This window comes from Lentzea sp. NBRC 105346 (genome assembly GCF_030269605.1).
In the GTDB taxonomy this organism is placed as follows: Bacteria; Actinomycetota; Actinomycetes; order Mycobacteriales; family Pseudonocardiaceae; genus Lentzea.
This window is the reverse complement of the sequence record NZ_BSTQ01000002.1, coordinates 42,419-68,218: the sequence shown is the minus strand read 5'-3', so window position 1 is coordinate 68,218 and position 25,800 is coordinate 42,419. Positions and strand designations below refer to the sequence as shown.

Genomic DNA, 25,800 nt, shown 5'->3' with positions numbered 1-25,800 from the left:
GGCAGCCGCACCCGTGCTCATAAGCTCCCCGGCATGCGCAACGTCCTGCTCATCGCGTCCTTGACGCTCGTGGCCGCGGCGACCGTCGGCTGCACCGCCAGCGACCGCCCGTCCACGCAGACGCTCGGGAACAACCCGACGGCGACCGCTCCGAAGTCGTCGTCCAAGGCTCCGTCTTCGAGCACGGCGCCCTCCGGTCCGGCCTGCACGGCCGACGACTTCAAGGTGACCACCGAGCCCGGCAAGAAGCCGTCGGTCACCGTTCCGGCCACCTGCTCCGCGCCGAAGGAGCTCCTCACCAAGGACGTCATCCCCGGCACCGGCGCGGCTGTGAAGGAAGGCGACACCGCCTCCGTCCACTACGTGCTCTACACCTTCTCCACGAAGGCGGAGAACCAGGCGTCCTGGGACTCCGGCCGGCCGTTCGCGGTGCAGAACGTCGGCAAGGGCACCGTCATCAAGGGCTGGAACGAGGGCCTGATCGGTCTCAAGCAGGGCGGTCGCCGCCTGCTGGTCGTGCCGCCGGAGAAGGGCTACGGCGACGCCGGCCAGGGCGACATCCAGCCCGGCGAGACGCTCGTCTTCGTCGTCGACGCCATCGAGGTCAAGTCCGGCAGCTGAGTGAGTGCCGTTAAGGCCACCTTTACTGCGTTCAGCGCAGTGAAGGTGGCCTTAACGGTCTCAGGGGACTAGGAGGAGCTTGCCCGTCGTGCGGCGGCCCTCCAGGTCCTCGTGTGCCTGCCGCGCCTCCTCCAGCTTGTAGCGGCCACCGACCCGGATCGAGAGCGTGCCGTCCGCGATCGCGGCGTACACGTCCCGCGCCCGCCACTCCAGCTCGTCGCGCGTCTGCGTGTACCAGACGGTGCTCGGCCGCGTGACGAACAGGCCACCGGACTGGTTGAGCCGCTGCAGGTCGAACGGCGGCACCGGCCCGGAAGCCGCGCCGTACAACGCCAGCAGCCCGCGCGGCCGCAGCGACGCGAGTGACCCGTCGAACGTGTCCTTGCCGACCCCGTCGTACACGACGTCCACGCCACGCCCGTCGGTCACCGATCGAACAGCACCGGCGAAGTCGCCGTACTTGAACACGTCGGTAGCACCGGCGGCACGAGCCAAGTCGGCCTTCTCGTCGGTCGAAGCCGTACCGATCACGCGTGCGCCGAGCGCGGTCGCCCACTGCGTCAGCAGCAACCCCATGCCACCGGCGGCGGCGTGCACGAGAACCGTCTGACCGGACGACACCGAGAACGTCGAGTGCAGCAGGTAGTGCGCCGTGACGCCCTGCAGCAGCGCGGCGGCCGCGGTCTCGTCGTCGACCCCGGACGGCACCGGAACCGCGACGGACGCGGACACGATCGCCTCGGCCGCGTAGCTGCCGAGCGAGGACATCCACGCGACCCGGTCGCCGACGGCGAAGTCGGGAGAAGCGGACTCGACGACCTCGCCCGCACCCTCCAGCCCCAGCACCGCGGGCAGCGGCACGGAGTACAGCCCGGACCGCTGATAGGTGTCGATGAAGTTCACCCCGGCCGCGCTCACCCGTACGCGCAGCTCACCCGATTCGAGCGAACGCGGCGAGACGTCGGTGTACTCCAGGACCTCCGGACCGCCCGCGGCCCGTGCAACCACTGCCTTCGTCATGTCCGGCACAACCAATCGACAGAAGATGATGTTCCCGGTCTCACCTGCCGAGAACGACCCTGCGTGCGAGTCCGAGCGGCAACGCCCCGGACCCGGCGATCGTGTCGTGGAATTCCCGCAGGCCACCGGTGTAATCGTCGCGGATGCGCTCGATCTCCAGCGCGCCCGTCAGGTAGGACGGCGCCTGCGTCGGCCACGCGCAGTACCGCGACACCTCGCCCGCCGCGGTCCCCGGCGTCAGTGCCGTGTTGGCCACCAGATGCGACTGAGCCTGCTCGACGGTCATGTCCCCGCAGTGCAACGCGGTGTCGACGACCATCCGGGCGGCCCGGAACAGGCGCGCCTCGACGTGCCCGAGCTCCTGCGCGACCGACGTGAAGTAGCCGTGCTCGCGCAGCAGCTTCTCCGCGTACAGCGCCCACCCCTCGGAGAAGTAAGGAGTGCGGAACACCTGCCGCACCGGCCGGTCCTGCGCGGCGAGCCACGACAGGTGCCAGTGGTGACCGGGGTACGCCTCGTGCACCGAGATCGTCGCGAGCTGGAATCGTGCGTTGGTGCGCAACCGCTGCGTGATCTGCTCCTGCGTGAACCCGTCCGGCGTGTACGGCACGAAGAAGTGGCCGACCCGGCCGGACGTCAGCGGCGGCGGCTGCATGTAGGACGCGACCGCCACGACCGGCCGATGGAACATCGGCGACGGCACCACCCGGCATTCCTCGCCGTCGGGCAACGTCACGAGCCCGTGTTCGATGAGGAACTGACGCGCGCGCTCGGTCTCGTCCTCATATTCCTGCCGCATCGCCTCCAGCGTCGGCGGGTGGTCGTCCTGCAACGCCGTCAGCACGGACCGCCAGTCGGACGTCCCCGCCAGCGAAACGATCTCCGCCTCCAAAGAGGCGTACGCGGCCTTGCCGCGCTCGTGCAGCTCGCCGGCGCCGTACCCGAGCAGCTCGTGCTCCAGCAGCAGTCCGGAGTAGAGCTTCTCGCCCATCCGCCAGTCGCCGTGCGCACGGTCGAGGAACGATTCCAGGAAGACGACCAGCGCGTCGAACGCCTCCGCCGCCGGTTCCGCCGCCTCGACGAGCCGGGCGCGCAGCCGTTCGTCCTGCACCGACACCGGCAGCGCACGCGTGAGGAACGCCCGGCCGGTGCGCGCCTGATCGATGCCGCGCTGGACGATCACCGGCGACGCGAGCGACGGGTCGAGGTTCGCCCGGCACGCGGCGAGGATCGACGGGATCTCGGCGAGCCGCGCGATGACCGTCTCCACGAGCTCCGGCTCCGGCCGCAGCCCGTAGGTGAACGCGGCGTGCAGCGTGTACAGCGCGATCGAGGTGTACTCGGACGGGTCACGCCGCCAGCCCGGCCACGCCGCGAGCAGCTGGTCGCCCCTGAGCACCGAGATCAGCAGGTCGCGGTCGACCTCCTCGTCGAGCGTGGCCGCGGGCGCGGCGGTGAGCCGCGCCAGCCACGTGTCCGTCTCGCGCTCGGTCGTCTCGAACGCCGCGGCGCTGAAGTCACCGAGCGTGTGGTCGTGGTTCAGCGATCCGAGTGACGCGGCGCGCGCCGGATGCCGGTCGAAGTACCAGTCGAGGAACTCATCGACTACATGGGTGTCAGCGGTCACGTCACGGAAGTTACCGCCTGGTTCTAAGGTAGGGAGCCGTGGCCGAAAAGAAAGCTGTCAAGATTGCGCAGGACTTCCTGCAGGCGCACGGCAAGACGGCGCGCGCGGTGGTCGAGAACATCGGCCGTGCGGGTGCGCGGATCGTGCTCGTCGGCGAGGACGGTGCGATGGGCGACGTGATCGTCGAGTCGGTCGAGGTGGCCGAGCAGGTCGTCGCGGCCGTGCCGGGTCTCGAGCCGGCCGAGTGGGATCGCGAGACCATCGCCGCGACCAAGATCGGTTCGGCGCACCGCAAGAAGATGGCGACGATGCAACGGTGAAGGTCGCGTTCGCGGCCTGTGCCGCCCTGCCACACGGTGATGGCGACGACGACGCGGCGCTGACCGCGTTGTCGGACCTGGGCATCGCCGCGGAGTGGGCGGTCTGGGGCGACCCGGTGGCCGCCGACCTCGTCGTGCTGCGCGCGACCTGGGACTACACCGAGCGGCTGCCGGAGTTCCTCGACTGGTGCGCCTCGGTGCCGCGGCTGGTGAACTCGCCCGAGGTCGTCAAGTGGAACACCGACAAGTCCTATTTGGTGTCTCTGCTGGACCTCGGCGTCCCGGTGGTGCCGACCACGGTCGTGGAACCGGGGGAGCGTCCGGTGTGGCCGGACGGCGAGTTCGTCGTGAAGCCCGCGATCGGCGCGGGGTCACGCGGTGCGAGCCGGTTCGCCGCCGGACAGTTCGACGAGGCGCAGGCGCACCTGGACTCGTTGGGCGCCAACGCCTTGGTGCAGCCCTATCAGTCCCGAGTGGATGGTGAGGGTGAGACGGCTCTGGTGTTCTTCGGCGGTGTCTACTCGCACGCGTTCACCAAGGGCGCGATGCTGTCGCCGGACGCCACAAAGGACGCTTCCGGCCTGTACGTCGAGGAGAAGCTCGCGCCCGCGAGGCCCTCACCCGCGAAGCGCGCGCTCGCCGAGGACGTCCTCGATGCCGCCGCGGATCTGTTGCGCCTCAAGCGATCCGACCTGCTGTACGCGCGGGTGGATCTGGTGACCGGCGCCGACGGCCGGCCGTTGCTGCTGGAGCTGGAGCTGACCGAACCGTCGCTCGGTTTCCGTCAGGCAGATGTCGGAGCGCCGCTGCGGTTCGCCTCCGCGGTTCGCGCGTTGGCAAACTGACAGAAAAGTAGCTTAAGGATCATTTTGAGATAGCTTTCGTCTATCGCACACTCGGTGGCTGGCAACCCGGGAATGGAGATCGCTAACTTCGGTGGCGTCCCCAAATTTCCCTTCTCCTGCTGGAGGAATTGTGTTGTCTGCTGCCACCGCGGTCGGGGCCGTGGCACTGGCTGTCGCCGGCCTGGTCGCACCCGCACCGTACGCCGGAAACCTGGGAACGGGCTCGTTCCAGGGCAAAGCGACGTTCACCGAGGACTACAAGCCGGACTTCAACATCGTGGCCTGCCCCAAGTCGGACCACCTGAAGTCATTGCCGAAGGAGTTCATCACCGGCCTCAACGCCGTTCAGTTCGACCAGGGGAAGAAGAACGAGAACTGCGGCGTCATCATCGAGGTGACCGGTCCGAAGGGCAAGATCAAGGTGCCGGTCGTCGACCGTGCGGCCGGGCCCAAGAAGGGTGACCTGAACCTGGACAAGGCCGCCTTCGCCAAGATCGCCGACGTGGACGACGGCGTCGTGAAGATCACCTGGCAGGTCGCGAAGTAAGAACTCGCGGGGGCCGAGTTGAGGACTCGCGCGAGTCCTCAACCCAGCCCCGGTGTGTCTTCGACTCAGATGACGGCGACCCATTTGCCGTTGATGCACAGATCCGAGCCCCAGGCGATGTTCACCCTCACGTACACCGACCCGTTCGCATGGATTGCCACGTTCTGGACGGTGATCGTGGCGTCGCCGTTGAAGTCGACGCCCCCGCCGCCGCGCTCGGTGAACGACATCGTGATCGCGCTGCTGGACTGGATTCCGGTCTCGGGAATGGACAGCCAGAGGTCGCGCGTGCCGTGGACGCCACACCACCACGTCCGCCCGCCCCAGACGCTGCCCATCGCGCTCGTGACCTGCTTGGTGGACTCGACCTTCTCCGACTTCAGGGGTTCCTGTCGCGGGACACCCGAGTTGGCCGGCTCCGCCTGCGCCATGGTGCCGGACGCGGCGACCGCCACCAGTGCGGCGACACCGATCCCCGCCGCGACAACGCTCCTCAACGATTTCATCCGTGCAGCCCCCTCGATTCCGGTTGACGGCGACACCGTGCCCGGCGGACATACGAGGTCCGCATGATTCACATATGTGCCCTGGTCGGGCCGATGTGGAACAACCTTTGCGGCGTGGACTCGCTCGCTGGCACCGTGGTCGGCCGGGGAGGGGCGACATGGTCGAGTTTCGCGTGCTGGGCCCGTTGGAAGTCCGCGACCGGGGCGAGGTCGTGCCGGTGAAGGCACGTTCGCTGCTGGCCGCGTTGTTGTTGTCGGCCAACAAGGTGGTGACCGTCGACCACCTCGTCGGCGCGGTGTGGGGTGACGACCCGCCCGAGTCGGCCGTGGCCAACCTGCGCAACCAGGTCGTCGTGATCCGGCGGCTGGGGGCGCGGGTGGTCACGTGCCCCGGCGGCTACTCGCTGCAGGTGGGGCCGGGCGAGCTGGACCTGGAGGTGTTCGAGGACATGGTGCGGCAGGGCAGACGCATGGCGCGAAGACACCGGCACGCCGCGGCCGCGGGGCTGTTCGGCCGCGCGCTCGAACTTTGGCGCGGGCCCGCGCTGGCGAACGTCGAGCTGCGCGGAACAACCCGGGCCGCGGCCGCGCGACTCGGTGAGGCCCGGATGACGGTCGTCGAGGAATGGGCACGGTCCGGCCTCGCCTGCGGTGCGAAAGACGTGGCCGGCGAGCTCACCGGGCTGGTCATCGAGCATCCGTTGCGAGAACCCTTGTGGGCGTTGCTGATGCTCGCCCTGCACCGCGCCGGACGCCGGGCCGATGCGCTCGCCGCCTATGAGCGGGCGCGCCGGGTGCTCGCCGACGAACTGGGACTGGACCCCGGTCTCGAACTACGCCGGCTGCGCCATCAGATCATCACCGACGACCCGGCGTTGCTGTGCTCGGCCTAACGGAGTGACATGAGGGGAGCTTTCCAAGCGCTGACCGCCATGAAGGGTCCCCTCATCGCACATCTAGCGCAGCCCGGAGCCGATACCGGTCAACGCCCGGACCTCCATTTCGGACTGCTTGTCCGCATCGGCCGGCTGCTTCGACAGGATCGTGCCCAGGAAACCCGCCAGGAACGACAGCGGGATCGACACGATGCCGGGGTTGCTCAGCGGGAACCAGTCGAAGTGCGCGTGCGGGAACACCGACGACTTCGTCCCCGACATGGCGGGGGAGAAGACGATCAGCACGATGCAGGAGAAGAGGCCACCGTAGATCGACCACAGCGTGCCACGGGTGTTGAACCGCTTCCAGAACAACGAGTACAGCAGCGTGGGCAGGTTCGCCGAAGCCGCCAGGGCGAACGCCAGCGCCACCAGGAACGCGACGTTCTGACCGTTGGCCGCGATACCACCGAGGATCGCCAGGATTCCGACGATGATCGCGGTGAACCGCGCGACCCGGACCTCCTGCCGCGGGTCCGCCTCACCGTGCTTGATCACGTTGGCGTACACGTCGTGCGCGAACGAAGCCGACGCCGTCAAAGTAAGTCCGGCCACCACGGCGAGGATCGTCGCGAACGCCACCGCGCACACGACACCCAGCAGCACGGCGCCACCGACCTTGAAGGCCAGCAGCGGCGCCGCGGAGTTCTCACCACCGGGCGCGGACGTGATCGCGTCGGTGCCCACCAGGGCCATCGAGCCGAAGCCGATCACCATCGTGCACAGGTAGAAGATGACCATCATCCACGTCGCCCACACCACGGAACGACGGGCCTCGCGCGCGTTGGGCACGGTGTAGAAGCGCATCAGCACGTGCGGCAGCGACGCGGTGCCGAGCACCAGGGCCAGTGCCAGCGAGAGGAAGTCGATCTTCGACGTCGAGGTGGCGCCGTACTTCACGCCGGGGGAGAGCACGGCGTCACCGAGCGGCGACTTCTGCGTGGCGCGCTCGAGCATCGCCGACAGGTCGAACCCGAACTTGCCGATCAGGAAGATCGTCAGCAGCGACACCGACAGGATCAGGAAGCCCGCCTTGATGATCTGCACCCACGTGGTGCCCTTCATCCCGCCGACCAGCACGTACAGCACCATGACGACGCCGACGATCGCGATGATGATCGCCTGCCCGACCTTGGAGTGGACGTCGAGCAGCAGCGCCATCAGACCGCCGGCGCCCGCCATCTGGGCGATCATGTAGAAGATCGAGATGACCAGCGTGGCGTTCGCCGCCGCCGCGCGCACCGGGCGCTGGCGCATGCGGAACGCCATGACGTCGCCCATCGTGAACCGGCCGGTGTTGCGCAGCCGTTCCGCGATCAGCATGAGACCGATCAGCCACGCGACGACCCAGCCGATCGAGTAGAGGAAGCCGTCGTAGCCGTTGACCGCGATCGCGCCCGAGATGCCGAGGAACGACGCGGCCGAGAGGAAGTCACCCGAAAGGGCAACGCCGTTTTGGGCGCCGGTGAACGAGGAGCCGGCCGCGTAGTAGTCCGAGGCGGACTGGTTGCGGCTGCTGGCTCTGTAGACGATGAACAGCGTCAGCAGCACGAACGCGCCGAAGACGCCGAGGTTGACGAAGGTGTTGGCGCCGTTCACAGCATCTCCTCGTCGGCCACGAGCCCGCGGACCGCCTCGACCTGGGGATCCAGCTTCTTCCGCGCGTACCGGGCGTACGCCAGCGTGATCAGGATCGTGGTGACGAACTGCAGGAACCCGCACACGAGACCGACGTTGATGACACCGAACACGGGGGTGCTCATGAAATCGTCCGCGTAGGCCGACAACAACACGAAGGTGACGTACCAGCTGAGGAACAGGATCGTCGCCGGGATTACGAAACGGGCGATCCGGCGGCGGAGCAGCTGGAAATCCTCGCTCTGCTGGATGGCGCGGAAATCGGGCTCTCCGTCACCGCTCAACAGCAATGCGTGATCGGAGTCCTCGAACGTCGCGAATCCGGGCGAGGGCAGCGCCTTCGTCATCTACAACTCGCATTCGTGGGCGGGGGAAACCCTGCTGAGACGATCACGGAGGGTGACGTCGGCGGGTCCGGTACGCAGGGGAGGGCCACAGCGTAACCACGGAACGCCACGAGTCAATGCCCGCGCGATGAGCGCCACCCGGACGGGGACCGCCCACCGTTGTAGCCGCAAGCTCCCTGGCCTACTATCCCGCAGCAACACGTTCCGTCACTTGCGAAATCGCTCGCTCCACCAACGCTTGCAGTGATTCGCCGGGCCAGGAGGTAGCCGATAGTGGGGCACTTCGAGCGCGCCATGGGGATCATTTCGTGAATGCACTCGGGTGGAGAAAGATCAGTGACTGGCGCAACTGGCGCCTGCCCGTCAAGCTCGGCGTGGTGCTGCTCGTCCCGGTAGCGGTGGCGATCGGCGCCGGTGTTCTGCAGATCGCGGGCTACGTGGACCGGTCGAACGCCTACGTGCAGATGCAGCAGCTCGTGCGGCTGCGCGCGGACATCGCGCCGCTGGTGTCCAGCGTCCAGCAGGAACGCACGCTCGCCGCGCAGAGCCAGACCAGCGGCTCCGGCAGCTCCAGCTTCCAGAACCAGATCACCGCCACGGACAACGCCGCCGCGACCGTGCGCCGCCGGTTCGACCGCACCAAGGGCTTGACCGACGTGGCGACCTCGCGGTTCCGCGAGCTGGGCGACCAGCTGGGCACGTTGAAGGGACTGCGCGAGCAGACCACGTCCGGCACCGGCGACCCGTCCGCGGTCACGACCGGCTACACCGGCGTCGTGAAGTCGTTGCTGGACTTCGAACAGGCGCTGATCAGCCAGTTCGGCGACCCGGCGATCTCCGGCACCGCGATCGCCGTGCACAACGTGATGATCGCCCAGGAACAGGTCTCCCAGCAGCAGGCGATCGTGCTGTCGGGCATCGGCCGCGGCAAGCTCGTCGGCACCGAGGTCCGCGCCCTGGAACAGACCGACATCCGCCTGCAGGACCGGTTCAACGACTTCCAGGCGATCGCGACCCCGGCGCAGCGCCGCACCTACGAGCAGACCGTCACCGGCCCGGACGTCGCCGCCCGCGCCAAGATGGTCGAGAAGGCCCTGACGCAGCCCGAGCAGGCGCCCGCGACCAACAAGGCCGGCAACAACCGCCAGGCTCCGCCGCCGGAGCCGACGCTCGGCATCGGCGTCGACGACTGGAACAAGACGTCGCAGGTCACCGTGCACGCCATGGAACAGGTCGGCAAGCAGCTGCAGGACGAGCTCGCCGGCACCGCGGCGCGGCTGCAGGACGAGACGTCCGACAAGGCCGGTGGCGCCGCCGTCGTCCTGCTCGCGATGCTCATCCTGGCCGTGGCACTGGGCTTCGTCATCGGCCGCTACCTGCTGCGCTCGCTGGAGGAGCTGCGGCGTTCGGCGCTCGACGTGGCGCACCACCACCTGCCCGAGGTGGTCGCCGCGATCCGCGCGGACCGCAAACCGGACACCGAGATCGAACCGGTGCCCGTGCACACCGTGGAGGAGTTCGGCCAGCTGGCGCGCGCGTTCGACGCGGTGCACGAGCAGGCCATCCGCTCGGCCGTCGAGCAGGCCACGATGCGCGGCGGCATGAAGAACATCTTCGTCAACCTCTCCCGCCGCTCGCAGGGTCTCGTGGAGCGGCAGCTGAAGCTGATGGAGGAGCTGGAGCGGCACGAGGAGAACCCCGAGCAGCTCGCGAACCTCTTCAAGCTCGACCACCTCGCGACGCGCATGCGCCGCAACAACGAGAACCTGATGGTGCTGTCCGGCACCGACGTCGCCCGCCGGTTCACCCAGCCGGTTCCGCTGGCGGACGTGCTGCGCGCCGCGGCGTCGGAGATCGAGCACTACCAACGGGTTGTGGTGAAGTCCACACCGACGGTCGAGGTCGTCGGCTACGCCGCGAGCGACCTCGTGCGCCTCGTCGCGGAGCTGCTGGACAACGCGACGGCGTTCTCGGCGCCGGACACCCAGGTCATGATCGGCGCCCGCGCCGACCGCGACGGCGGCGTCCTCGTCGAGGTCGCGGACCAGGGCATCGGCATGGGCCCGGCGGAACTGGCCGAGGCCAACGACCGCCTCAGCTCGCAGACCGAGGATGAGGTCCCCGTGTCGCGGCAGATGGGCCTGTTCGTCGTCGGCCGGCTCGGCAAGCGGCACAACATCACCGTGCGGCTGCGCGCCGCCGAGGGCCGCGACGGCCTGCGCGCGTTCGTGCTCGTGCCGTCCGACCTGATCCGCAAGAACAACGACGAGCTGCCGGTCCCGCCGAAGCACGCGGCCCTGCCCCAACCAAAACAGGCCCAGCCGACGCAGGCCCAGCCCAAGCAGCCCCTGCCCGAGGCGACCCCTCGGGTCGTGGTGAAGACCCCGAACCTGGCGCCACCGCCGGTCGTTCCCGCTCCCAAGCCGCCTCCCGCGCAGGAGGAGACGCCGACGCCGACCGCCAACGGCTGGTCCTCCTTCCGCGGTGTGACGATCGACTTGCCGGCCCACGACACGCCGGTCGAGCCGCCATATGAGACGCAGGAGGAAACTTCTTCTTCCTCGTGGTTCGCGTCCGGCGCCGCGCTCGATGACGCGCCGGCCGACGTGGCGCCGCAACGTTCGTCGACCCCCTCACCAGCGCCGTCACCGTCCGTCACCGGATCCTGGTTCGGCAAGAACGCGGGCGGATCGGTTTTCGACGAGGCGCAAACCGCTGCCGAGGACGACGGTGAGACAGGTGCCGGGTTGCCGAAACGGGCTCCGCGTAAGAACCTGACCCCCAATCTCGCCGAACGCCCGGAAGCGCGGGGCTCGCAGCTTCCGAGGCGTGACCCGGAACGCGCCCGAGGGTTCCTCAGCAGCTACCAGTCGGGTCTGCGGCAGGCGCCCCTGGGTGGGAACGGGAACGGCAGTGGGAACGGCCAGCGGAACGGTCAGGAGTAAGGCATGAGCACACCTCAGTCGCGCCAGGTGCACCAGTTCGGGTGGTTGATCACCAACTTCACCGAACGCGTGCCCGGAGTGGCGCACGCCGTGGTGATCTCGGTCGACGGCCTGCTGCTGACCAAGTCCACCGCCCTGCCACCGGACCGCGCGGAGCAGCTCGCGGCGATCGCCGCCGGCGTCGCCAGTTTGACGACGAGCGCTTCGCGTTGCTTCGAAGGTGGCGGTGTGTTGCGCACGGTAGTCGAGATGGATTACGGGATCATGCTCCTCATGTCCATTCGAGACGGGTCTTGTTTGGCGGTTCTGGCCGCCCCCGACAGCGACGTCGGCCAGGTCGCCTACGAGATGACGGTCGTCGTCGACCAGGTCGGCCAGATCCTCACCCCCGAACTGCGAGCTCAGCTGCACAGTGTGAGGTGATCATGACTCCCGCCCCTGACGGACACCGCCGCCGCAGGCACGCGGAGGCGCCCGCCGAGCAGACGTTCGCCGACCTCATGAACGGGTTCAGCCTGGACAGTGGTCGGCGCAAGGTACGTCGTGTCGCGCCGCCGCCGCGCACCAACCCTCGCGAGGAGTCACCCTCCGTCGCGCACGAGGACTGGCCGACGATCGCCGACGAGCCACTCGCGCCCGCCGCGCCGATTCCTCCGGCTGCGTCGATCGTTCGTGCATATGCCTATACCGGTGGGCGCACTCGGTCCAACGTCAATCTCGAGATCGAGACACTGGTGTCCGCGAATGATCAGGCGCACCAGTCGGCAGGTATGTTGCAGGCTGAGCACCAACAGATCATCGAGTTGTGCCGCGCGCCGCGATCCGTCGCGGAGGTGGCCGCACTGATGCGGATCCCGCTGGGAGTCGCGAAGGTGCTGCTCGGTGATCTGGCGGAACGCGGCCTGGTGGACGTCCACCTGACCGCGACCTCCGCGGGTGGCGACATGCCGGACCTCGGGTTGATGGAGAGAGTGCTGAGTGGACTACGTCGGCTCTAGATTTCCCGACTACGGCCCTCCTGGTCGTGACCTCACGTCGGCCAAGGTTGTGGTGGCCGGCGGATTCGGTGTCGGGAAGAGCACGTTCATCAGGTCGATAGTGGAAGGCGACCTGCTGACGTGTGCCGCGCTGCCGCCCGAACGCGCGGGGGCCGTGACGAAGCTCGTCCGCATCGAGTTCGGCCGTCTGTGGCTCGATCCGGGCCTCGCGCTGCACTTGTTCGTGGCGCCGCAGTGGCAGACGCCGCAGGCGGGCTGGAACGACGTCGTGCGCGGCGCCGTGGGTGCCGTGGTGCTGCTGGACATCATGCGGCCCGCGGACTCGGTCGATGCCATCCGGTACTTCGAGGACCACAAGATCCCGTACGTGATCGCGCTCAACAACCTGCACGCCCACCCGCGCGGTGACGTCGCGGGTGTGTTGCACGCCATGGGGATCGACCCGATCGTGCCGATCGTCAACTGCGACCCGCGCTACCGCCACCTCGTGCGGCAGACCCTGATCGCGTTGGCGGAGCACGCGAAGCTCGACCGCTGGCGCCGCGAGCCCGGCCCTGGCGACACCACGCCGCTGGCTCCTGTTTGCTAGCGCTGTTGGAGCCCTTCCAACAGGACATCCTTTCAGGTCGATTTGGCACGAAATGGTGGAGCTAGGGGGAAATCGCCCCCTAGCTTCCCTGGTGTGCCACGGAGAATGTCGACGGTGTCCGGACGCGAGTTCGGCGCGGGCGTACAAGCCGCGCTGAAGCGGACCGGGCTGAGCAACCGCAAGATCAGCGAGCAGCTGGGCTGGGATCCCGCGAAGCTGTCCGACCTCGTCAACGGCAAGGGCGGCTGTTCGTCGGAGGACTTGGCTGTGCTGCTCGGTTTCTGCCAGGTGCCCGCCGCCGAGCGTCAGCACCTCATGGAGCTCTTCACGGAGTCACGCGACAAGGGTTGGCTCCAGATCACCGACTCTGGCGCCGCCGAACAGGTTCGCACCCTCATCGAGCAGGAACGGCTCGCGACCGGGATCAAGGTCTGGGCGCTGAACCTGGTCCCAGGCCTGCTGCAGATCCCCGAGTACACCCGAGCGGTCGTCCAACGCTCCACGGTCGCCCCGAAGGACACCGAGCAGCTGGTAGCCGCGCGCGTCGCCCGGCGCGTGATTTTCCACCCGACCCGCGAATTCACCTTCTACATCCACGAGCAGGCCCTGCGTCTTCCGGTCGGCGGACCCGACGTGATGTCAGCCCAACTGCACGATCTGCTGCAGATGCGGGTTCGGCCCTACGTGACGATTCGGATCGTGCCCACCAGCTTCGGCGCGCACGCCGGGCTCGCGGGTTCGTTCATCCAGCTGTCGTACGAAAAGTATGAGCCGGTCGTCTTCGTGGAGAGCCAGAACGCGGGCCTCTTCCTGGAGGACAAGGGCACGCTGGCGATCTACACAGAGGTGTTGGAGTCACTCGATCGGACGGCGATGGATGAGGAACAATCGAGGAGGCTGATCACCGACATCCTGAGCTGAGGGGGCCACGCCGATGGTTGAGTGGCGTAAGAGCAGCTACAGCGCGACCGCGAGCGACTGCGTCGAGGTGGGGCGCGGCGTCGGTATCCGGGACAGCAAGTCTCCTGCCGTCCATCTGCAGATCACCGCGCCCGCCTGGTCGGCGTTCCTGGCCGGGATCAAGTCCCGAAAAGGCGTGTCTGCAGCTTGACGAACGCGTCCGGCTGGACGCTGAACTCGCCGCGGAACGGGTTGTCCATCGAGACGATCAGGAAGATCATCATCGCGACGAAGACCGCGAACAGCCCGGAGATCACCAGGTGCGCGGCCAGTTTCCGGACCGCGAGCATGGAGATCAGCGCGAGGTTGATCAGCGCGCCGAGGATGAGCACCCACCACAGCGCGGCGGGCAGGCTCGTGGTCACCGCGTTGATGCGCTGCTGACGCAGCACCAGGAAGCTGTTGAACTGGCTCAACGCCTCGGCGTGCAGGATCTTGTCGCCCTCGGTCACGGGCTCGAAGGCGACGAGGTGGTTCTGCAGTACGGTCACCCGGTCCCGGCCCCCCAGCGGAACCTCGCCCTTCTGCTGCTCCGGCCACGCCTCATCGATGACGTACCGGACGTAGTCCTCGATGTCCTTGCGCAACTGGGCACGCGTCGGCTCCGGGTAGTTGGAGACGTCGCGATACAGCGCTGACACCGAGGTCGCCTCGGAGTTCACCGAGTTCTCGGTGTCGGAGTAAGTCGTGTAGGTCGCGGCCGCGATCAGGCCGAGCAGCAGGCCGTAGAACAGGCCCGTGCCGGTGAGCACGAGCTCGACGAGGCCGTTGCGTTCCTCCCGGTCCTCGCCGAAGAGTCTCGCGTTGACCCGCCGCAGCGCGAAGATGAACATCCACCCGATCGCGACAGCGGCGACCGTGAAGAGGACGAACACGAGCCAGTTCGGCAGGTCGTACAGCCAGTAGAACATATCTCCGAGGGTGTACGACCTCGTGAGTGGCCAGGAGGCCTGTAACCCTCCTGACCACTCACGAGCCCTGTTCAGGTGATGTCGAGGTAGTCGAGGTTCGCCGCTCCGTTAGCAGTGGTCGCGGTTACGCGGATCTTGTTTTCACCCGCGACGAGGGTGACCGTTGTGGTAACACTGCTGTAGTTCGTCCACGCCCCCGTCCCGTTGAACGCGAGCTCGTCGCGGACGAGCGTGCCGTTGACCGTGAGGTCGACCGGCCGGTTCGCCGTGGTGCCGTTGGCGTAGCCGAACGTCAGCGTGACCGTCCCCGCCTGCGTGGCGTTGATGGTCCACTCGACGTACGGGCCGACCGCGTTGGTGCCGTTGACGAACCCGGTGCCGGAGAAGCCGGCGTGGTTGGACTCGACGACGCCCTGGCTGATCGTGGCGTTCTCGGCCTCGATCCGGTTCACGTTGCCACTGCGCGAGACGCGGTACATGACCGTGCCGTGGGCGGGCACGCTGGCGCTGATGGAACCCGTGGTCGTGCGGGTTTGCTTGGACCACAGGTCTTTCAACGTGTAGCTGCTGCTTCCACCGATCCCGATGGCGCTCGCCGAGGTGCTGATCGTCGCGGTCGAAGTGTTCTCATTGGACAGTGCGACCGCGCGATCGCCGTTGGCCAGCACCTTGCTGTAGACGACGAGGCCGTTCGAGTTGCTGATGACCGTGCCCTGCTTGCCGAGCGGGTCCTGGTCGACCGCGATCACGTCGGTGTTCTTGAGGATCGTGAACGTGTCGTCGTTGACCTTGCGCAGGTCGGAGCCGATCAGCAGGGGAGCGGCCATGATCGCCCACAGGCTGAAGTGCGTGCGGTACTCGGTGGCCGTCATGCCGCCGTTGCCGACCTCGAGCATGTCGGGGTCATTCCACGCGCCGGGCTTGGCGTACTGCGCGAGCACGCGGTTCGCCTTGGCCTTGCCGATCATGCTCGTCCAGTTGTCGGAGATGTCACCCGTGGTGCGCCACAGGTTTCCGGTGTCCGGGCCCCACGTCCACACCTTCGGCTCACTCCGGCCCCACTCGCAGATCGAGTAGACGATCGGGCGTCCGGTGTTCTTGAGCGCGTCGCGCATCTTGGTGTACCGCTGGACGGCGTCGACGCCCTGGTTGTTGCAGTTGTCGTACTTCAGGTAGTCGATTCCCCAAGACGCGAACAGGTTCGCGTCCTGCTGCTCATGCCCGAGCGCGCCGGGGAAGCCCGCGGTGTTGCAGGTCTTGGTGCCGGCACTGGTGTAGATGCCGATCTTCAGACCCTTGGAGTGCACGTAGTCGGCGAGGGCCTTGATGCCGTTGGGGAACCGGACCGGGTCCGGGACGAGGTTTCCGTTGCTGTCGCGGGTCGTCTTGGCCCAGCAGTCGTCGAGGTTGACGTACTGGTAGCCGACGTCCTTGAGCCCCTTGTTGACGAAGATGTCCGCGATGCCCTTGACCATCGCCTCGTTGAACTCGGCGCGGCAGCCCGTGGTGTTCCAGTTGTTGAAGCCCATCGGGGGAGTGCGCGCGAGGCCGTTCTCCAACGCCTCGACCTGCGGTGCCGTGATCGTGATACTGGTGGCTACAAGTGCTGCTACGACTGCGATTCTCATTAGGCACCTACCCTGATGAACTGCTCGTTCATGATCAAGAACGCGCCGAGGCCGTGGAAGTCGTTGGTGGCCCTGGTGCGCGCGATGTAGTACGCGTAGTCGCCGACGTTCGTGCCGATCGAGATGTCGCGGATCTCGGTGCGGCCGGCGCTGTTCAGGCTGGTCTTGGCGAGGACGCCTTCGTAGCCCTTCTTCGCTGTGTCCTTGTAGCTCGGGTCGATGTAACCCCGTTCAACTCCACGCGACATCGTGAAACTGAACATCATCGAACAACTGGTCTCGGTCCAGTTGTCGGTGCGGCTGCCCTTGTCGACGACCTGGAACCACCGTCCCGTAGCGGGATCCTGGTAGTTCCTCAGTCCGGCGACGTACTCCCGGAGGTCCGTGATCATCTGCGCGCGCCGCGGGTGGGTCGCCGGCAGGAGCTCGAGAATGTCGATCGTCGCCATGCCGTACCAGCCGATGGCGCGGCACCAGTACTCCGGCGCCAGCCCCGTGGTCTTGTCCGCCCACGACTGGACTTTGCTCTCGTCCCAGGCGTGCTTGAGGATCCCGTTGGCCTGCTGCAGATGGCTCGCGTAGACGTTCATCTGCTTCGACGCCTCGTCGTTGGCGTAGGTCGCGTCGCCGAACTCCTTACCGAACTCGATGAGGAACGGGTTGACCATGAACACGCCGTCGGCCCACAGCTGGTTGGCCCGCGACTCGCTGGTGGAGTGCCAGAAGCCGCCGTCGCTGGTGCGCGGGTAGGTGTTGAGGCGGTTGCGGATCTTCCGGGCGGCCGTCTCGTACTTCTTCTGCCCGGTTTCCCGGTGCAGGATCACCAGCAGGCGGCCGGACAGCATGCTGTCGAGGTTGTTGAAGCTGTTGGAGATGTTGCCGCTGCTGTCGACGAAGCGGTCGACCCAGGCCTTGATGTAGTTCAGGTACCGCGGGTCCTTGGTGCGCTGGTAGACGAGGTACTGGCCGTAGAGGTAGAGGCCCGTCTGGTAGCCCCAGCCGCCCAGTTGACTCGGCGTCTTGGTGGCCATCGTCGACTCGACGACTGCTACGGACCAGTCCTGTGTTGTGGTGCTGCCTAGCGTCAGTGAGTCGAGGTTCGGCCCACCGTTGGCGGTCGTCGCGGTCGCCCTGATCTTGCTGGTGCCCTGTGGCAGGTCGACCGTGACTTGTTGGGTGCGCCAGGTCGTCCACGCGCCGGTGCTTGTGAATGCCAGCTCGTCGGTGGTGAGGGTGCCGTTGACGGTGATGTCCAGCGGCCGGTTGGTGCTGGTCCCGTTGGCGTAGCGGAAGGTCAGCGGCACCGGCTGCGCGGTGTCGCTCGTGACCGTGAACTCGACGTAGCTTCCGGTTACGTTGTCGTAGTTCACGAATCCGGATCCGGTATACCCGGCGTGATTGGATTCGACGACTCCTCGGTTTATCGCCGCACTTTCGGCCTCGTAGCGGGTTTCCGCCTGGGCGCTCGCGGGCGCCGTGACCAGCGCAGCGATAAGAGATACCAATAACACGCTCGATCTGAGAGCGCTCCCACTTGCCGCCATGTCCCAGCCCCTTCGATGGACAGGTGGTATTCCGATCGCGGCGGCACGCTAAGTCTTCACAAGAATCGACGGATGTCAACAAAGTGCCACACGTTGACAGCTGCTGACAGCCAACCGGAGCAGTCCCCGAAGATCGGTCGCGGGTTTACCCTGCTTCTGTGGCCCCCGAACCAGTGCTGACCGACGACCAACCGGTCGCCAGGCCGCACGCGTGGGTCGGCTTCGGCCTGGTCCTGATCGCGCTCGGTGCGTTCGCCGCCGGCGACACCCTCAACCGCCTCTCCGCGGCGTGGGAATTCTTCGCCCGCGAGTGGCCTGTCCTGCTCCTCGTGCTCGCGGGTGTCAACGTCGCCCGCTCGGTGTTCCGCTTGGAGTCGGTGCTCGCGCCCGGCCTGCTGGCGATGGTCGCGCTGGTGGCTTTGGCGTTGCGACGCGGTGTCGCCACGTCGACCGTATTGAACGTCCTGCTGCCTGCCGTGGTCGTGATCGTCGGCGCACTGTTGCTACTGGTGTCCTTGTGGGGACGCCGAAAGCCGATGTGGACGAGGTTCGCGGTCACCGGTTTCGTGCGAGCACCCGCGCAGGTGGTTGGTGTCGTACGGCCTCGGGTGTTCTTGGGAGAGTTGCAGGTCGACTTCACGCGCGTGATCGACGTCGTCGACCTCCGGGGAGAGTCGTCAGGTGCGCTGATCGTGCATGCGACCGTGTTCCTGGGCTGTGTCCGCTTGGTTCTGCCGCGCAACTGGTCGGTGGGTCAGGTACGCACCGAAGGTGGACTACTAGTGCACCTGTCCGAGGAGCCGATGCCGACATACCACGACTCCAACGCGCCCCAGAAGGTTGATCTACGGGTGCTGGGAGTCGCGGGCCTGGTGAAGGTCACGTGGGTTTAGGTGTGTCCTCGTCTTTCTCGTGATGCACGTACGTCCAGTCGGGACGCGACTCTGTTGTCAGTTCCTGGGGCATTTCCGTGGCGTAGAAACCCGAGAGCTCTTCGAATGTCTGGGCCTCCTCGTCCGTTGTCTTCGGCAGTTCGAGATGTGCCGCCTTGAGCAGATCGAAGCGGTACAAGTCGTATGCGGTGCGGACGTGCAGGTCGTGGCTCGAAGCTGAAGCGATGGCGCCCACGTACGCGAACACGCAGAGCGCCAATGCGCTTGCGGGGATCCAATACGTTGCCGGTTCATCGAGCAGGGCGACCGTTGTGATGACGGCGATGAGGAAGAAGCCGAGTGACAGGTTGACCGCGGCGTCTACGGAGTTCCGGACGGCGTCGTACATCTGTCTGAACTGGTCGGGGAGTACGGAGTACAACCGGGGGAACGATGCCAAGGTGTGCAGTCCGTACCGCTCGCCCGCGGTGAGTTCGGTTGTGCGCAAAGCGTTGCCGAGGGCTGTCGGCAGCAGGGATTCATGCGGCCGAGATTCATCCGGGTCATGACTCGGATAACGCTGGAGCTTGCGTTGTATCCGTCGAGAGTCGGACAACTTGCGTGCATAGTCGCGAGAGTTGCGGCTGCGCTCCACGAGAGTGCCCACGAGGCGACCTCGATCCTCGAGTTCCTCAGTGTGCGCTTGCAGCTGGTTGTCCAGGTCACGTAGCCGTTTGACCTTGCGGTACTGGAGTTCGGTGAACAGGGGAGCCAGGCGTGCGGTTATCGACCAGCCCTCCCAATACCCCTCGACGACCCGCACGACGCGAATCTGGAACGGTTGCAGCAGAACGGTCAGCAGCACGACCGCGACCAGCAGTGCCAGTCCTCCGACTACACCACCCGCGACGTCCGACGGCAGGACGCGGCTCCACTGGCTACGCCCTCCGAAGCTGTTCGCGCGCAACAGCACCAGCACGGTCGACACCAGCAGCGTGTTCGGGAGTAGCCCGACCATGACGAGGCGTCCGAGTGATGCCGTTCCGGACGTGAGGAGGCCTGCGATCCACATCAGCGGCTCTTGGGGTAGCTGGCGAAGCCTCGTTTTCGCTGCGAGAGCACGTTCGGGCTGTTCAGGTGTTGGTTCTCCTCGCCTACGTCGACGCTCCGGCTGTTGGCGTGCTTAGGAACGAGTAGAAGCTCCAGCCCGCACACCTTGCAGACGTGCAGCTTCCGCATGACGGTGATCGCGGGGTCGTGTTCGGGCCTCGGCCTGACACTCGCTTCGAGTTTTCCGCTCCCCCGGCAAACGGGCAGGTCGTTCTTGGTCCGCCGCGACGGGAAGATCATCGAGCAGGGTTCGAAGGTGCACTGTGGTGCGTAGGTGTGGTTGGTGTGCGGCGCAACCGCCTTGTGGCCGGGGAGCTCCATCTGCAGAGTCATCGAGGGAACGAGCCAGCGGAGAATTGCCATGACGCCACCCCCTCCGAGGAACATCCCAGTATCGCTCGTCGGCGAATCTCAGACGATTCCCCTAACGGCCCAACCGCGTGTCGTTGCACCGCGCGTCGAAGATCCATACTATGGTTTCAGTGTTGACCGAAGCCTGACCGGAGGTGTCGTGAGCATCGGACGGGAAACCCGGCTGTCGGCCTGGATCGAGCGCTTCGCCGCCCACTTCGCCGAAGAGGGCATCCCGTTGATCGGCGGACGCATCCTCGGCTACCTCCTGATCTGCCAGCCAAGCGAACGCACCGCCGCCGAACTCTCGCAGGAGCTGGAAGCGAGCAGCGGCTCGATCAGCACGAACCTCAAGTTCCTGGTGAGCGCGGGCCTGGTGACGAAGCGGACCCGGCGCGGCCGGCAGGCGGCCCAGTACCGCATCGACGAGAAGCGGTGGGCGGATCTCGTGCAACGCAAGCTGGACGCGCTGGTCAGCGTGCGGGACCTGACCGAGTCCGGGATGCGGTTGCTCAGCGGCGATCCCGAGCGGGCGATGCGGCTGCGGACCGTCGACCAGCTGTACACGTGGCTGGCGGACGAGCTTCCGCCGTTGTGGGAGCGCAGGCCTGCCGCGCCCAAGTAGCGTGGTGGCATGTGGCACCCGTTCAGGGATGACATCGACTACTACGAAGAGCGCGCCCGTGGGCTGCTCGCGTCCGCGTGGGATGCGACGCCGACGGCGTTGGGGATCTTCGGCGACGTGCCCCTGACCGAGGAGGGTGCGCGTGAGGTCGTGGCGCGTGAGCACGGGTGCGCGGACTGGCGCGAGCTCGCCAAGCACATTCGCAAGCCGCGGCCGTTCGCCCGCGCGTACCAGGCGATCGAGACGTACAACCCCGGTGAGTTGCAGGCCATCCTGTCCAACTACCCGGAGCTCGCCAAAGCCAGTGGTACCAACGGCAACGACCTGCTCGGGATGGCGGCGGCGACGTGCGACGAGCGGCTCGTCAAGGTGCTGCTGAAGGCCGGTGCGAACGTCGCGCACCAGAACGTGCACGGGTGGACCGCTCTGCACCAGGCCGCCTACCGGGGCCTGCCGGCGATGTCGCAGCTACTTCTCGACGCCGGTGCGCCCACCGACGTGTCCGCACGCGGCGACGGCGGCACACCCCTGGCTGTCGCGCTTTTCTGGGGACACACGGAGACCGCTGATCTCCTGGCACAGCACGGGGTTCACCCGCCTAACCTGCGCGTCGCCGCCGGTCTGGGCAACCTCGACCTGGCCGTGGATCCCGGTGCCGGCAGGCAGTTCTACCGGCCGCACAGCGGGTTTCCGCGCTGGTGGCCCACCGACGACTCGCAGGAAGTGGTCGACGAGGCGTTGAGCTGGGCCGCTCGCAACGACCGGACCGAGGTGTTCGAGCCGCTGCTCAAGCGTGGTGCGCGGATCGACGCGGACGTTTACCGCGGCACGGCCCTGGCGTGGGCTTCGTGGTGCAACCGGCGGCACGCAGTGGAAACCCTGCTGAAGCTCGGCGCGGACCCGAACCGGCAGGCGACGTTCGGCGGCCCCATGCACGGTGAGGGCGTCACCGCGTTGCACCTGGCGGCCGAGCAGGGGCACCTCGAGGTCATCACGGCGCTGCTTGACGGCGGCGCCGACCGTTCGTTGAAGGACGCCAGCTTCGACTCAACGCCCCAGAACTGGGCGCGGCACAACAACCAGACCGAAGCCGAAGAACTACTGGGCGGCCACTAGCTCGCGTTCGTCCACAGTGGACTCGGTGTTAGCACGTTCGCGCGTCGACACCCACAACGCGGCGGTCGCGACCACGACCGCGCCGGCCCCGAGCACGTGCAGCGACACGAGCACCTCGGGCACGCCCGTCCAGTACTGGATCATGCCCAGCGCACCCTGCGCGACCACGGTCGCGACGAGGATCCAGTAGGGCCGCGACCGGTGCAGGAAGCCCATCGCGACCAGCATGCCCAGGAACAGGAACAGCAGGTCCGCGTGCAGCTGCGCCAGGGTCGCGACCGGCACGGCGAGCCGCGGCGTGGTCGAGTCCCCGGCGTGCGGCCCGGCGGCCGTGACGAACGTGCCCGCGAGCAGCAGTGCGAACAACGCCACCGCCTGCGCGACCTGCAGCTTCACCAGGCCCGGCTGCACGAGCGGCCGCGCGGGACCGTCGCCCTCGCCGATCGCCTTCACCAGCAGCACCGCGAACCACACCAAGCCCATCGACACCAGGAAGTGGACGGACACGCTCCACCACACCAGCCCGGTCAGCACCGTGATGCCGCCGAGGACCGCCTGCAACGCCACGCCACCCAGCTGAATCGCGGCGAGCACGACCACGCGCCTGCGGCGCGGCTCGTTCAACCAGGCGGCGAGGAGGCACAGCCCGGTGATGACGCCGACCACACCGGTGAGCGTGCGGTTGCCGAACTCGATCCACTGGTGCACCGCGGCGAGGTCCGGGTGTTCCACCGGCACCACGCTGCCGCGCACGCACTCCGGCCACGTCGGGCAGCCGAGCCCGGAGCCGGTGACCCGCACGATCGAACCGGTGACCGCGATCCCGCCCTGGGCGATGACGGCGGCGATGGCCAGGGCGCGCTGGATGGACACGAGCAGAGCGGTCAAACGGGACACGCACCGATGGTAGGTCGCGCCCGCTGAGAGCCGCCGGTCAGCCCCTCGCAGTGGCGGTGATCAGGCTCTGCGGCCCCACCAGCGGCTGGTGCCCCTGGAAGTCCCACCCGGTCTCGCCGAGCCAGCCGGCCACCTCGTCGACGCTGTAGACGTCGCCCTCGCGCACGTGCACCGCGAACTCGCCCGCCATCAACGCCGCGTGCAGGGGCTGGGTGTGGGTGGGGTCGGTCCAGAAGTCGGCGAGCAGCAGCCGCGCGTTCGGCGGGGCGGCTTTCCGGATGCGCCGCAGCAGTTCGAGGTTGGTCTCGGGGGAGTAGTAGTGGATCACGTTGGCGACGAGGAGCACGTCGTGGTCGCCGGGCAACGGATCCTCCAGCGCGTTGGCGGCGACGACCTGGATCCGGTCGGCACACCCGGCTTCGGCGATCCGCTTCCGGGCGAATTCGGTCACCACGGGCAGGTCGACCACGGTGGCCTCGAGCTGCGGGTGCCGGTTGACGGCGGCGATCGACCAGGAGCCCGTCCCGCCACCGATGTCCAACAGCCGGTGGTGCCCGTCGAGCATTTCGGTGAGCGCATGTGCAGGCCCGGCCAGGACCGCCTCGATGCCCGCGCACGCGATCCGCTGGTGCTCGGCGTCTTCCAGGACGATCTCGCGCACGACGCCGGTGGTCAGGGCTTGCGTCAGGGTGCACCACGACGGGTAGCTGATCTGGTCCCAGAACGTCAGCAGCGGCCGGAGGTCGCTGTCGCCGCCCGCGAGGTACGCCGTGGCGGCCGGCGAGTTGCGGTAGTGGTCGTCGTCGCGTTCCAGCAGGCCGAGCGCGACCATCGCGTCGGCGCTGATCCGGGTGGAGCGCCGGGTCAGCCCGGTGCGGGCGGCCAGCGCCTCGAGGGTGGCGGGCGCGTCGCCGAGCGCCTCGAAGATGCCCAGCTCGCTCGCTGCGAACAGGTGCTTGGCGGCCATGAACCCGGCGGCGATCCGCATGATCGGTTCCGGGGAAACGGTGGTTGTCATACGTTGGATCGTGGGGTTCTGAGGCTTGCGGGCACGATCCCATCTGTGTGGGGTTTTCGGCGGCCGTCCCCCCAGAAATCTGGGGCTCACGTGGTCCGGCCGCGGTACCTACCATTCGGGAGTGGACGTTCGCCGCCTGACCGACCAGGTACGCGGGCTCGCCTCCGACGGACTGGACTGGGTGAGCTTCGCGACCGCGGTCGACGACGCGCTGCGCCGCGTGATCCCGTTCGACGGCAGCTGCTGGCACTCCGTCGATCCCGGCACCGTGCTGCTGACCGGCAGCGTCAACCGCAACGTCGGCTGTTCCGGCTTCTGGCTGGCCGAGCACGAGTTCGTCATCGAGGACGTCAACAAGTGGGCGTTCCTGGCGCAGAGCGGCCGGTTCGCCGGAGCCACCAGCATCGCCACCCACGGTGACCTGATGCGCAGCGCCCGCAACCGCAGTCACTCCGAGTACGGCATCGGCGACGAGCTGCGCGGTTCCTTCGTGGTCGACGGCAACTACTGGGCGGCCGCCGGGTTCCTGCGCGAGGCCGACCGGCCGTGGTACACCGAGGACGAGGTGCGCCTGCTGGCCTCACTGTCGCGGCACATCGCCGCCGGTGCCCGCCGCGCGCTGGTCAGCGCCACGGTCGCCGATCTCGTCCCGTCCAACGACGGCCCCGGCGTGATCGTGTTCGACGAGCACGGCCAGGCCGAGTCCCTCACCCCGGCCGCTTCGCATTGGATCGACCAGCTGGTCGAACACCCACCTCCACCCACCCCCGCCGAGTCGCGCATCGTGCAGGCGGTGGCCGCCCGCGCCCGTGCCGGCGGCGACCCGCTGCGCCTCGCGGCCCGCACCCGTGCGCAGACCCACACCGGCGGCTGGCTGCTGCTGTACGGCAGCGTCCTGTCCGGCTCACCGCCGGGCCGCACCGTCGTTGTCATCCAGCCCGCCCCGGCGGGCGAGGTGGCTCCGCTGGTCGCGCTCGCCTACGGCCTGTCCGTCCGCGAGTGTGCGGTGACCAGGTTGTGCATCGAGGGCCGGTCCACCAAGGAGATGGCTCAGCAGTTGTCGGTCTCCGCGTACACCGTGCAGGACCACCTCAAGTCGATCTTCGACAAGACCGGGGTGCGCAGCCGCGGCGAGCTCGTCGGGCAGGTGTTCCTGCAGCACTACCTGCCGCGGTGGGACGATCTCGAAGACGCGCCGGCCGGGTGGCACGGCTACTACGCTCGGGGGCATGGGGGTTGAACCGTTCGACGCCGTGAAGGCGTCTGAAGATGATCTGCGGGGCTTTCACCGGCTGGCCGATCGTCCGGACGTCGATCGCTTCCAGACCGCCACGAGCGCGCACAACGTGCCCATGCGGCGCGTCAACGAAGCCCTCGGGTACCGGACCGTGCGCACCTTCGTGGCGGTGAACCAGGAAGTCGCTTGACTCTGCACCAAGGTGCAGGGGCGATGGTGGTCACCATGATGATCATTGCCCGCTGGGGCCGGGCCGGCGCGTTGTACGACCTGGTGGCGAGCGCGGCGTTCCTCACGCCCTGGAGCGCCGCGTGGATCCTGGACCTGTTCGGCTCGCCCGTGGACGGGATGTCCCTGCTGCTGGCCACCCTGTTCGGCACGGTGGTGGTGATGTGGTCGATCGCCCGCTGGTACCGCCCCGAGCCGTTGCTGATCGCCATCGACACCGTCGGCCGCGCGCTGTTCAGCATCTGGTTCGTCTGGGCGCTGACCCACGGCCAGCCGAAGATCCTGGCGCTGTACCTGGGCCTGGAGCTGTTCTGGGGTGCGGCCCAGCTGCGCGCGCTGCTCGTCGGCCGGCGCGCCGGGTAGTT

General features: G+C 67.6%; 29 protein-coding genes. 17 read left to right on the top strand and 12 right to left on the bottom strand.

The genetic code is table 11. The features are described 5' to 3' along the window. Positions 1-33: 33 nt before the first annotated feature. On the top strand, positions 34-621 hold the full coding sequence (locus QSK35_RS04680) for an FKBP-type peptidyl-prolyl cis-trans isomerase (protein ID WP_285742658.1): 588 nt from the start codon (positions 34-36) through the stop codon (positions 619-621). Between the two features lie 60 nt (positions 622-681). Here the strand turns inward: QSK35_RS04680 and QSK35_RS04675 are convergent, their stop codons facing one another. Beyond that, a complete protein-coding gene (locus QSK35_RS04675; RefSeq protein WP_285742657.1) occupies positions 682-1,641 on the bottom strand; it encodes a quinone oxidoreductase family protein in 960 nt (319 codons plus the stop codon). A 40-nt stretch (positions 1,642-1,681) separates the two neighbouring features. Further along, on the bottom strand, positions 1,682-3,268 hold the full coding sequence (locus QSK35_RS04670) for a DUF885 domain-containing protein (RefSeq protein ID WP_285742655.1): 1,587 nt from the start codon (positions 3,266-3,268) through the stop codon (positions 1,682-1,684). Positions 3,269-3,306: 38 nt separating this feature from the next. Here QSK35_RS04670 and QSK35_RS04665 point away from each other — a divergent pair, with 38 nt between their 5' ends. The 3 genes from QSK35_RS04665 (at position 3,307) to QSK35_RS04655 (ending at position 4,980) form a co-directional block, all read left to right on the top strand. Beyond that, positions 3,307-3,588, top strand: coding sequence for a hypothetical protein (locus QSK35_RS04665; protein ID WP_285742653.1), 282 nt, complete (start codon positions 3,307-3,309; stop codon positions 3,586-3,588). Next, positions 3,585-4,433 carry a DcsG N-terminal domain-containing protein gene (locus tag QSK35_RS04660; RefSeq protein ID WP_285742651.1) on the top strand — a complete coding sequence of 283 codons (849 nt, stop codon included), beginning with the start codon at positions 3,585-3,587 and terminating at the stop codon, positions 4,431-4,433. The genes QSK35_RS04665 and QSK35_RS04660 overlap by 4 nt, the downstream gene beginning before the upstream one ends. A 133-nt stretch (positions 4,434-4,566) precedes the next feature. Continuing rightward, the gene (locus QSK35_RS04655; protein WP_285742650.1) at positions 4,567-4,980 is read left to right on the top strand and encodes an RlpA-like double-psi beta-barrel domain-containing protein; all 414 of its coding nucleotides are present in this window, start codon (positions 4,567-4,569) and stop codon (positions 4,978-4,980) included. 65 nt (positions 4,981-5,045) lie between these two features. Here QSK35_RS04655 and QSK35_RS04650 read toward each other — a convergent pair whose 3' ends face one another. Further along, entirely contained in the window at positions 5,046-5,486 is a 441-nt protein-coding gene (locus QSK35_RS04650) for a hypothetical protein (protein ID WP_285742648.1), read from the bottom strand. A 158-nt stretch (positions 5,487-5,644) separates the two neighbouring features. Here QSK35_RS04650 and QSK35_RS04645 point away from each other — a divergent pair, with 158 nt between their 5' ends. Beyond that, entirely contained in the window at positions 5,645-6,379 is a 735-nt protein-coding gene (locus QSK35_RS04645) for an AfsR/SARP family transcriptional regulator (protein ID WP_285742646.1), read from the top strand. A gap of 63 nt (positions 6,380-6,442) precedes the next feature. Here QSK35_RS04645 and QSK35_RS04640 read toward each other — a convergent pair whose 3' ends face one another. Both QSK35_RS04640 and QSK35_RS04635 read right to left on the bottom strand, forming a co-directional pair. Further along, complete coding sequence (locus QSK35_RS04640; protein WP_285742644.1) at positions 6,443-8,020, bottom strand: monocarboxylic acid transporter; 1,578 nt, start codon at positions 8,018-8,020, stop codon at positions 6,443-6,445. Continuing rightward, positions 8,017-8,406 (bottom strand): DUF485 domain-containing protein, encoded by a 390-nt coding sequence (locus tag QSK35_RS04635; protein ID WP_285742643.1) that lies wholly within the window; start codon positions 8,404-8,406, stop codon positions 8,017-8,019. Before QSK35_RS04635 ends, QSK35_RS04640 begins: the two co-directional genes overlap by 4 nt. A 308-nt stretch (positions 8,407-8,714) precedes the next feature. On the opposite strand from QSK35_RS04635, the gene QSK35_RS04630 reads away from it, so the two are divergent. The 6 genes from QSK35_RS04630 (at position 8,715) to QSK35_RS04605 (ending at position 14,049) form a co-directional block, all read left to right on the top strand. Continuing rightward, complete coding sequence (locus tag QSK35_RS04630; RefSeq protein WP_285742641.1) at positions 8,715-11,351, top strand: sensor histidine kinase; 2,637 nt, start codon at positions 8,715-8,717, stop codon at positions 11,349-11,351. Positions 11,352-11,354: 3 nt separating this feature from the next. After that, the gene (locus QSK35_RS04625) at positions 11,355-11,774 is read left to right on the top strand and encodes a roadblock/LC7 domain-containing protein (RefSeq protein WP_285742640.1); all 420 of its coding nucleotides are present in this window, start codon (positions 11,355-11,357) and stop codon (positions 11,772-11,774) included. Positions 11,775-11,776: 2 nt separating this feature from the next. Continuing rightward, positions 11,777-12,349, top strand: coding sequence for a DUF742 domain-containing protein (locus QSK35_RS04620; RefSeq protein ID WP_285742638.1), 573 nt, complete (start codon positions 11,777-11,779; stop codon positions 12,347-12,349). Beyond that, positions 12,330-12,938, top strand: coding sequence for an ATP-binding protein (locus QSK35_RS04615; RefSeq protein ID WP_285742636.1), 609 nt, complete (start codon positions 12,330-12,332; stop codon positions 12,936-12,938). Before QSK35_RS04620 ends, QSK35_RS04615 begins: the two co-directional genes overlap by 20 nt. A gap of 93 nt (positions 12,939-13,031) precedes the next feature. After that, positions 13,032-13,859 carry a helix-turn-helix domain-containing protein gene (locus tag QSK35_RS04610; RefSeq protein WP_285742634.1) on the top strand — a complete coding sequence of 276 codons (828 nt, stop codon included), beginning with the start codon at positions 13,032-13,034 and terminating at the stop codon, positions 13,857-13,859. Positions 13,860-13,872: 13 nt separating this feature from the next. Next, a complete protein-coding gene (locus QSK35_RS04605; protein ID WP_285742632.1) occupies positions 13,873-14,049 on the top strand; it encodes a DUF397 domain-containing protein in 177 nt (58 codons plus the stop codon). On the opposite strand, the gene QSK35_RS04600 is transcribed toward QSK35_RS04605, so the two are convergent. From QSK35_RS04600 to QSK35_RS04590, 3 genes are all read right to left on the bottom strand, one after another. Continuing rightward, the gene (locus QSK35_RS04600) at positions 14,018-14,809 is read right to left on the bottom strand and encodes a bestrophin-like domain (protein WP_285742630.1); all 792 of its coding nucleotides are present in this window, start codon (positions 14,807-14,809) and stop codon (positions 14,018-14,020) included. The genes QSK35_RS04605 and QSK35_RS04600 overlap by 32 nt on opposite strands. Positions 14,810-14,880: 71 nt before the next feature. Beyond that, the gene (locus QSK35_RS04595) at positions 14,881-16,437 is read right to left on the bottom strand and encodes a carbohydrate-binding protein (protein WP_285742628.1); all 1,557 of its coding nucleotides are present in this window, start codon (positions 16,435-16,437) and stop codon (positions 14,881-14,883) included. After that, entirely contained in the window at positions 16,437-17,981 is a 1,545-nt protein-coding gene (locus QSK35_RS04590; RefSeq protein WP_285742626.1) for a glycoside hydrolase family 88 protein, read from the bottom strand. The genes QSK35_RS04595 and QSK35_RS04590 overlap by 1 nt, the downstream gene beginning before the upstream one ends. A gap of 158 nt (positions 17,982-18,139) precedes the next feature. On the opposite strand from QSK35_RS04590, the gene QSK35_RS04585 reads away from it, so the two are divergent. Beyond that, positions 18,140-18,874, top strand: coding sequence for a hypothetical protein (locus QSK35_RS04585; RefSeq protein WP_285742624.1), 735 nt, complete (start codon positions 18,140-18,142; stop codon positions 18,872-18,874). Here QSK35_RS04585 and QSK35_RS04580 read toward each other — a convergent pair. Further along, positions 18,861-19,925: a hypothetical protein gene (locus QSK35_RS04580; RefSeq protein ID WP_285742622.1), complete on the bottom strand. Its 1,065-nt coding sequence runs from the start codon at positions 19,923-19,925 to the stop codon at positions 18,861-18,863. The two genes, QSK35_RS04585 and QSK35_RS04580, sit on opposite strands and share 14 nt — an antisense overlap. After that, entirely contained in the window at positions 19,925-20,326 is a 402-nt protein-coding gene (locus tag QSK35_RS04575) for a hypothetical protein (RefSeq protein WP_285742620.1), read from the bottom strand. The genes QSK35_RS04580 and QSK35_RS04575 overlap by 1 nt, the downstream gene beginning before the upstream one ends. A 148-nt stretch (positions 20,327-20,474) precedes the next feature. On the opposite strand from QSK35_RS04575, the gene QSK35_RS04570 reads away from it, so the two are divergent. After that, entirely contained in the window at positions 20,475-20,939 is a 465-nt protein-coding gene (locus tag QSK35_RS04570) for a GbsR/MarR family transcriptional regulator (RefSeq protein WP_285742618.1), read from the top strand. Between the two features lie 9 nt (positions 20,940-20,948). Further along, positions 20,949-22,055: an ankyrin repeat domain-containing protein gene (locus QSK35_RS04565; RefSeq protein WP_285742616.1), complete on the top strand. Its 1,107-nt coding sequence runs from the start codon at positions 20,949-20,951 to the stop codon at positions 22,053-22,055. On the opposite strand, the gene QSK35_RS04560 is transcribed toward QSK35_RS04565, so the two are convergent. After that, positions 22,038-22,952: a COX15/CtaA family protein gene (locus QSK35_RS04560; protein WP_285742614.1), complete on the bottom strand. Its 915-nt coding sequence runs from the start codon at positions 22,950-22,952 to the stop codon at positions 22,038-22,040. The genes QSK35_RS04565 and QSK35_RS04560 overlap by 18 nt on opposite strands. Before the next feature lie 37 nt (positions 22,953-22,989). After that, the gene (locus tag QSK35_RS04555; RefSeq protein WP_285742612.1) at positions 22,990-23,970 is read right to left on the bottom strand and encodes a methyltransferase; all 981 of its coding nucleotides are present in this window, start codon (positions 23,968-23,970) and stop codon (positions 22,990-22,992) included. Between the two features lie 121 nt (positions 23,971-24,091). On the opposite strand from QSK35_RS04555, the gene QSK35_RS04550 reads away from it, so the two are divergent. From QSK35_RS04550 to QSK35_RS04540, 3 genes are read left to right on the top strand one after another with little or no spacing between them, the layout of a single operon-like run. After that, entirely contained in the window at positions 24,092-25,210 is a 1,119-nt protein-coding gene (locus QSK35_RS04550) for a helix-turn-helix domain-containing protein (RefSeq protein ID WP_285742610.1), read from the top strand. Beyond that, the gene (locus QSK35_RS04545) at positions 25,200-25,397 is read left to right on the top strand and encodes a hypothetical protein (protein WP_285742609.1); all 198 of its coding nucleotides are present in this window, start codon (positions 25,200-25,202) and stop codon (positions 25,395-25,397) included. Before QSK35_RS04550 ends, QSK35_RS04545 begins: the two co-directional genes overlap by 11 nt. 35 nt (positions 25,398-25,432) lie before the next feature. After that, entirely contained in the window at positions 25,433-25,798 is a 366-nt protein-coding gene (locus QSK35_RS04540; protein WP_285742608.1) for a hypothetical protein, read from the top strand. Positions 25,799-25,800 lie beyond the last annotated feature (2 nt).

Coding starts and splice junctions, on each gene's coding strand:
- QSK35_RS04600 (WP_285742630.1), bottom strand. CDS start 14,809: ATGTTCTACTGGCTGTACGACCTGCCGAACTGGCTCGTGTTCGTCCTC.
- QSK35_RS04580 (WP_285742622.1), bottom strand. CDS start 19,925: ATGTGGATCGCAGGCCTCCTCACGTCCGGAACGGCATCACTCGGACGC.
- QSK35_RS04620 (WP_285742638.1), top strand. CDS start 11,777: ATGACTCCCGCCCCTGACGGACACCGCCGCCGCAGGCACGCGGAGGCG.
- QSK35_RS04590 (WP_285742626.1), bottom strand. CDS start 17,981: ATGGCGGCAAGTGGGAGCGCTCTCAGATCGAGCGTGTTATTGGTATCT.
- QSK35_RS04680 (WP_285742658.1), top strand. CDS start 34: ATGCGCAACGTCCTGCTCATCGCGTCCTTGACGCTCGTGGCCGCGGCG.
- QSK35_RS04555 (WP_285742612.1), bottom strand. CDS start 23,970: ATGACAACCACCGTTTCCCCGGAACCGATCATGCGGATCGCCGCCGGG.
- QSK35_RS04540 (WP_285742608.1), top strand. CDS start 25,433: ATGATGATCATTGCCCGCTGGGGCCGGGCCGGCGCGTTGTACGACCTG.
- QSK35_RS04565 (WP_285742616.1), top strand. CDS start 20,949: ATGTGGCACCCGTTCAGGGATGACATCGACTACTACGAAGAGCGCGCC.
- QSK35_RS04625 (WP_285742640.1), top strand. CDS start 11,355: ATGAGCACACCTCAGTCGCGCCAGGTGCACCAGTTCGGGTGGTTGATC.
- QSK35_RS04605 (WP_285742632.1), top strand. CDS start 13,873: ATGGTTGAGTGGCGTAAGAGCAGCTACAGCGCGACCGCGAGCGACTGC.
- QSK35_RS04545 (WP_285742609.1), top strand. CDS start 25,200: ATGGGGGTTGAACCGTTCGACGCCGTGAAGGCGTCTGAAGATGATCTG.
- QSK35_RS04635 (WP_285742643.1), bottom strand. CDS start 8,406: ATGACGAAGGCGCTGCCCTCGCCCGGATTCGCGACGTTCGAGGACTCC.
- QSK35_RS04675 (WP_285742657.1), bottom strand. CDS start 1,641: ATGACGAAGGCAGTGGTTGCACGGGCCGCGGGCGGTCCGGAGGTCCTG.
- QSK35_RS04595 (WP_285742628.1), bottom strand. CDS start 16,437: ATGAGAATCGCAGTCGTAGCAGCACTTGTAGCCACCAGTATCACGATC.
- QSK35_RS04650 (WP_285742648.1), bottom strand. CDS start 5,486: ATGAAATCGTTGAGGAGCGTTGTCGCGGCGGGGATCGGTGTCGCCGCA.
- QSK35_RS04575 (WP_285742620.1), bottom strand. CDS start 20,326: ATGGCAATTCTCCGCTGGCTCGTTCCCTCGATGACTCTGCAGATGGAG.
- QSK35_RS04645 (WP_285742646.1), top strand. CDS start 5,645: ATGGTCGAGTTTCGCGTGCTGGGCCCGTTGGAAGTCCGCGACCGGGGC.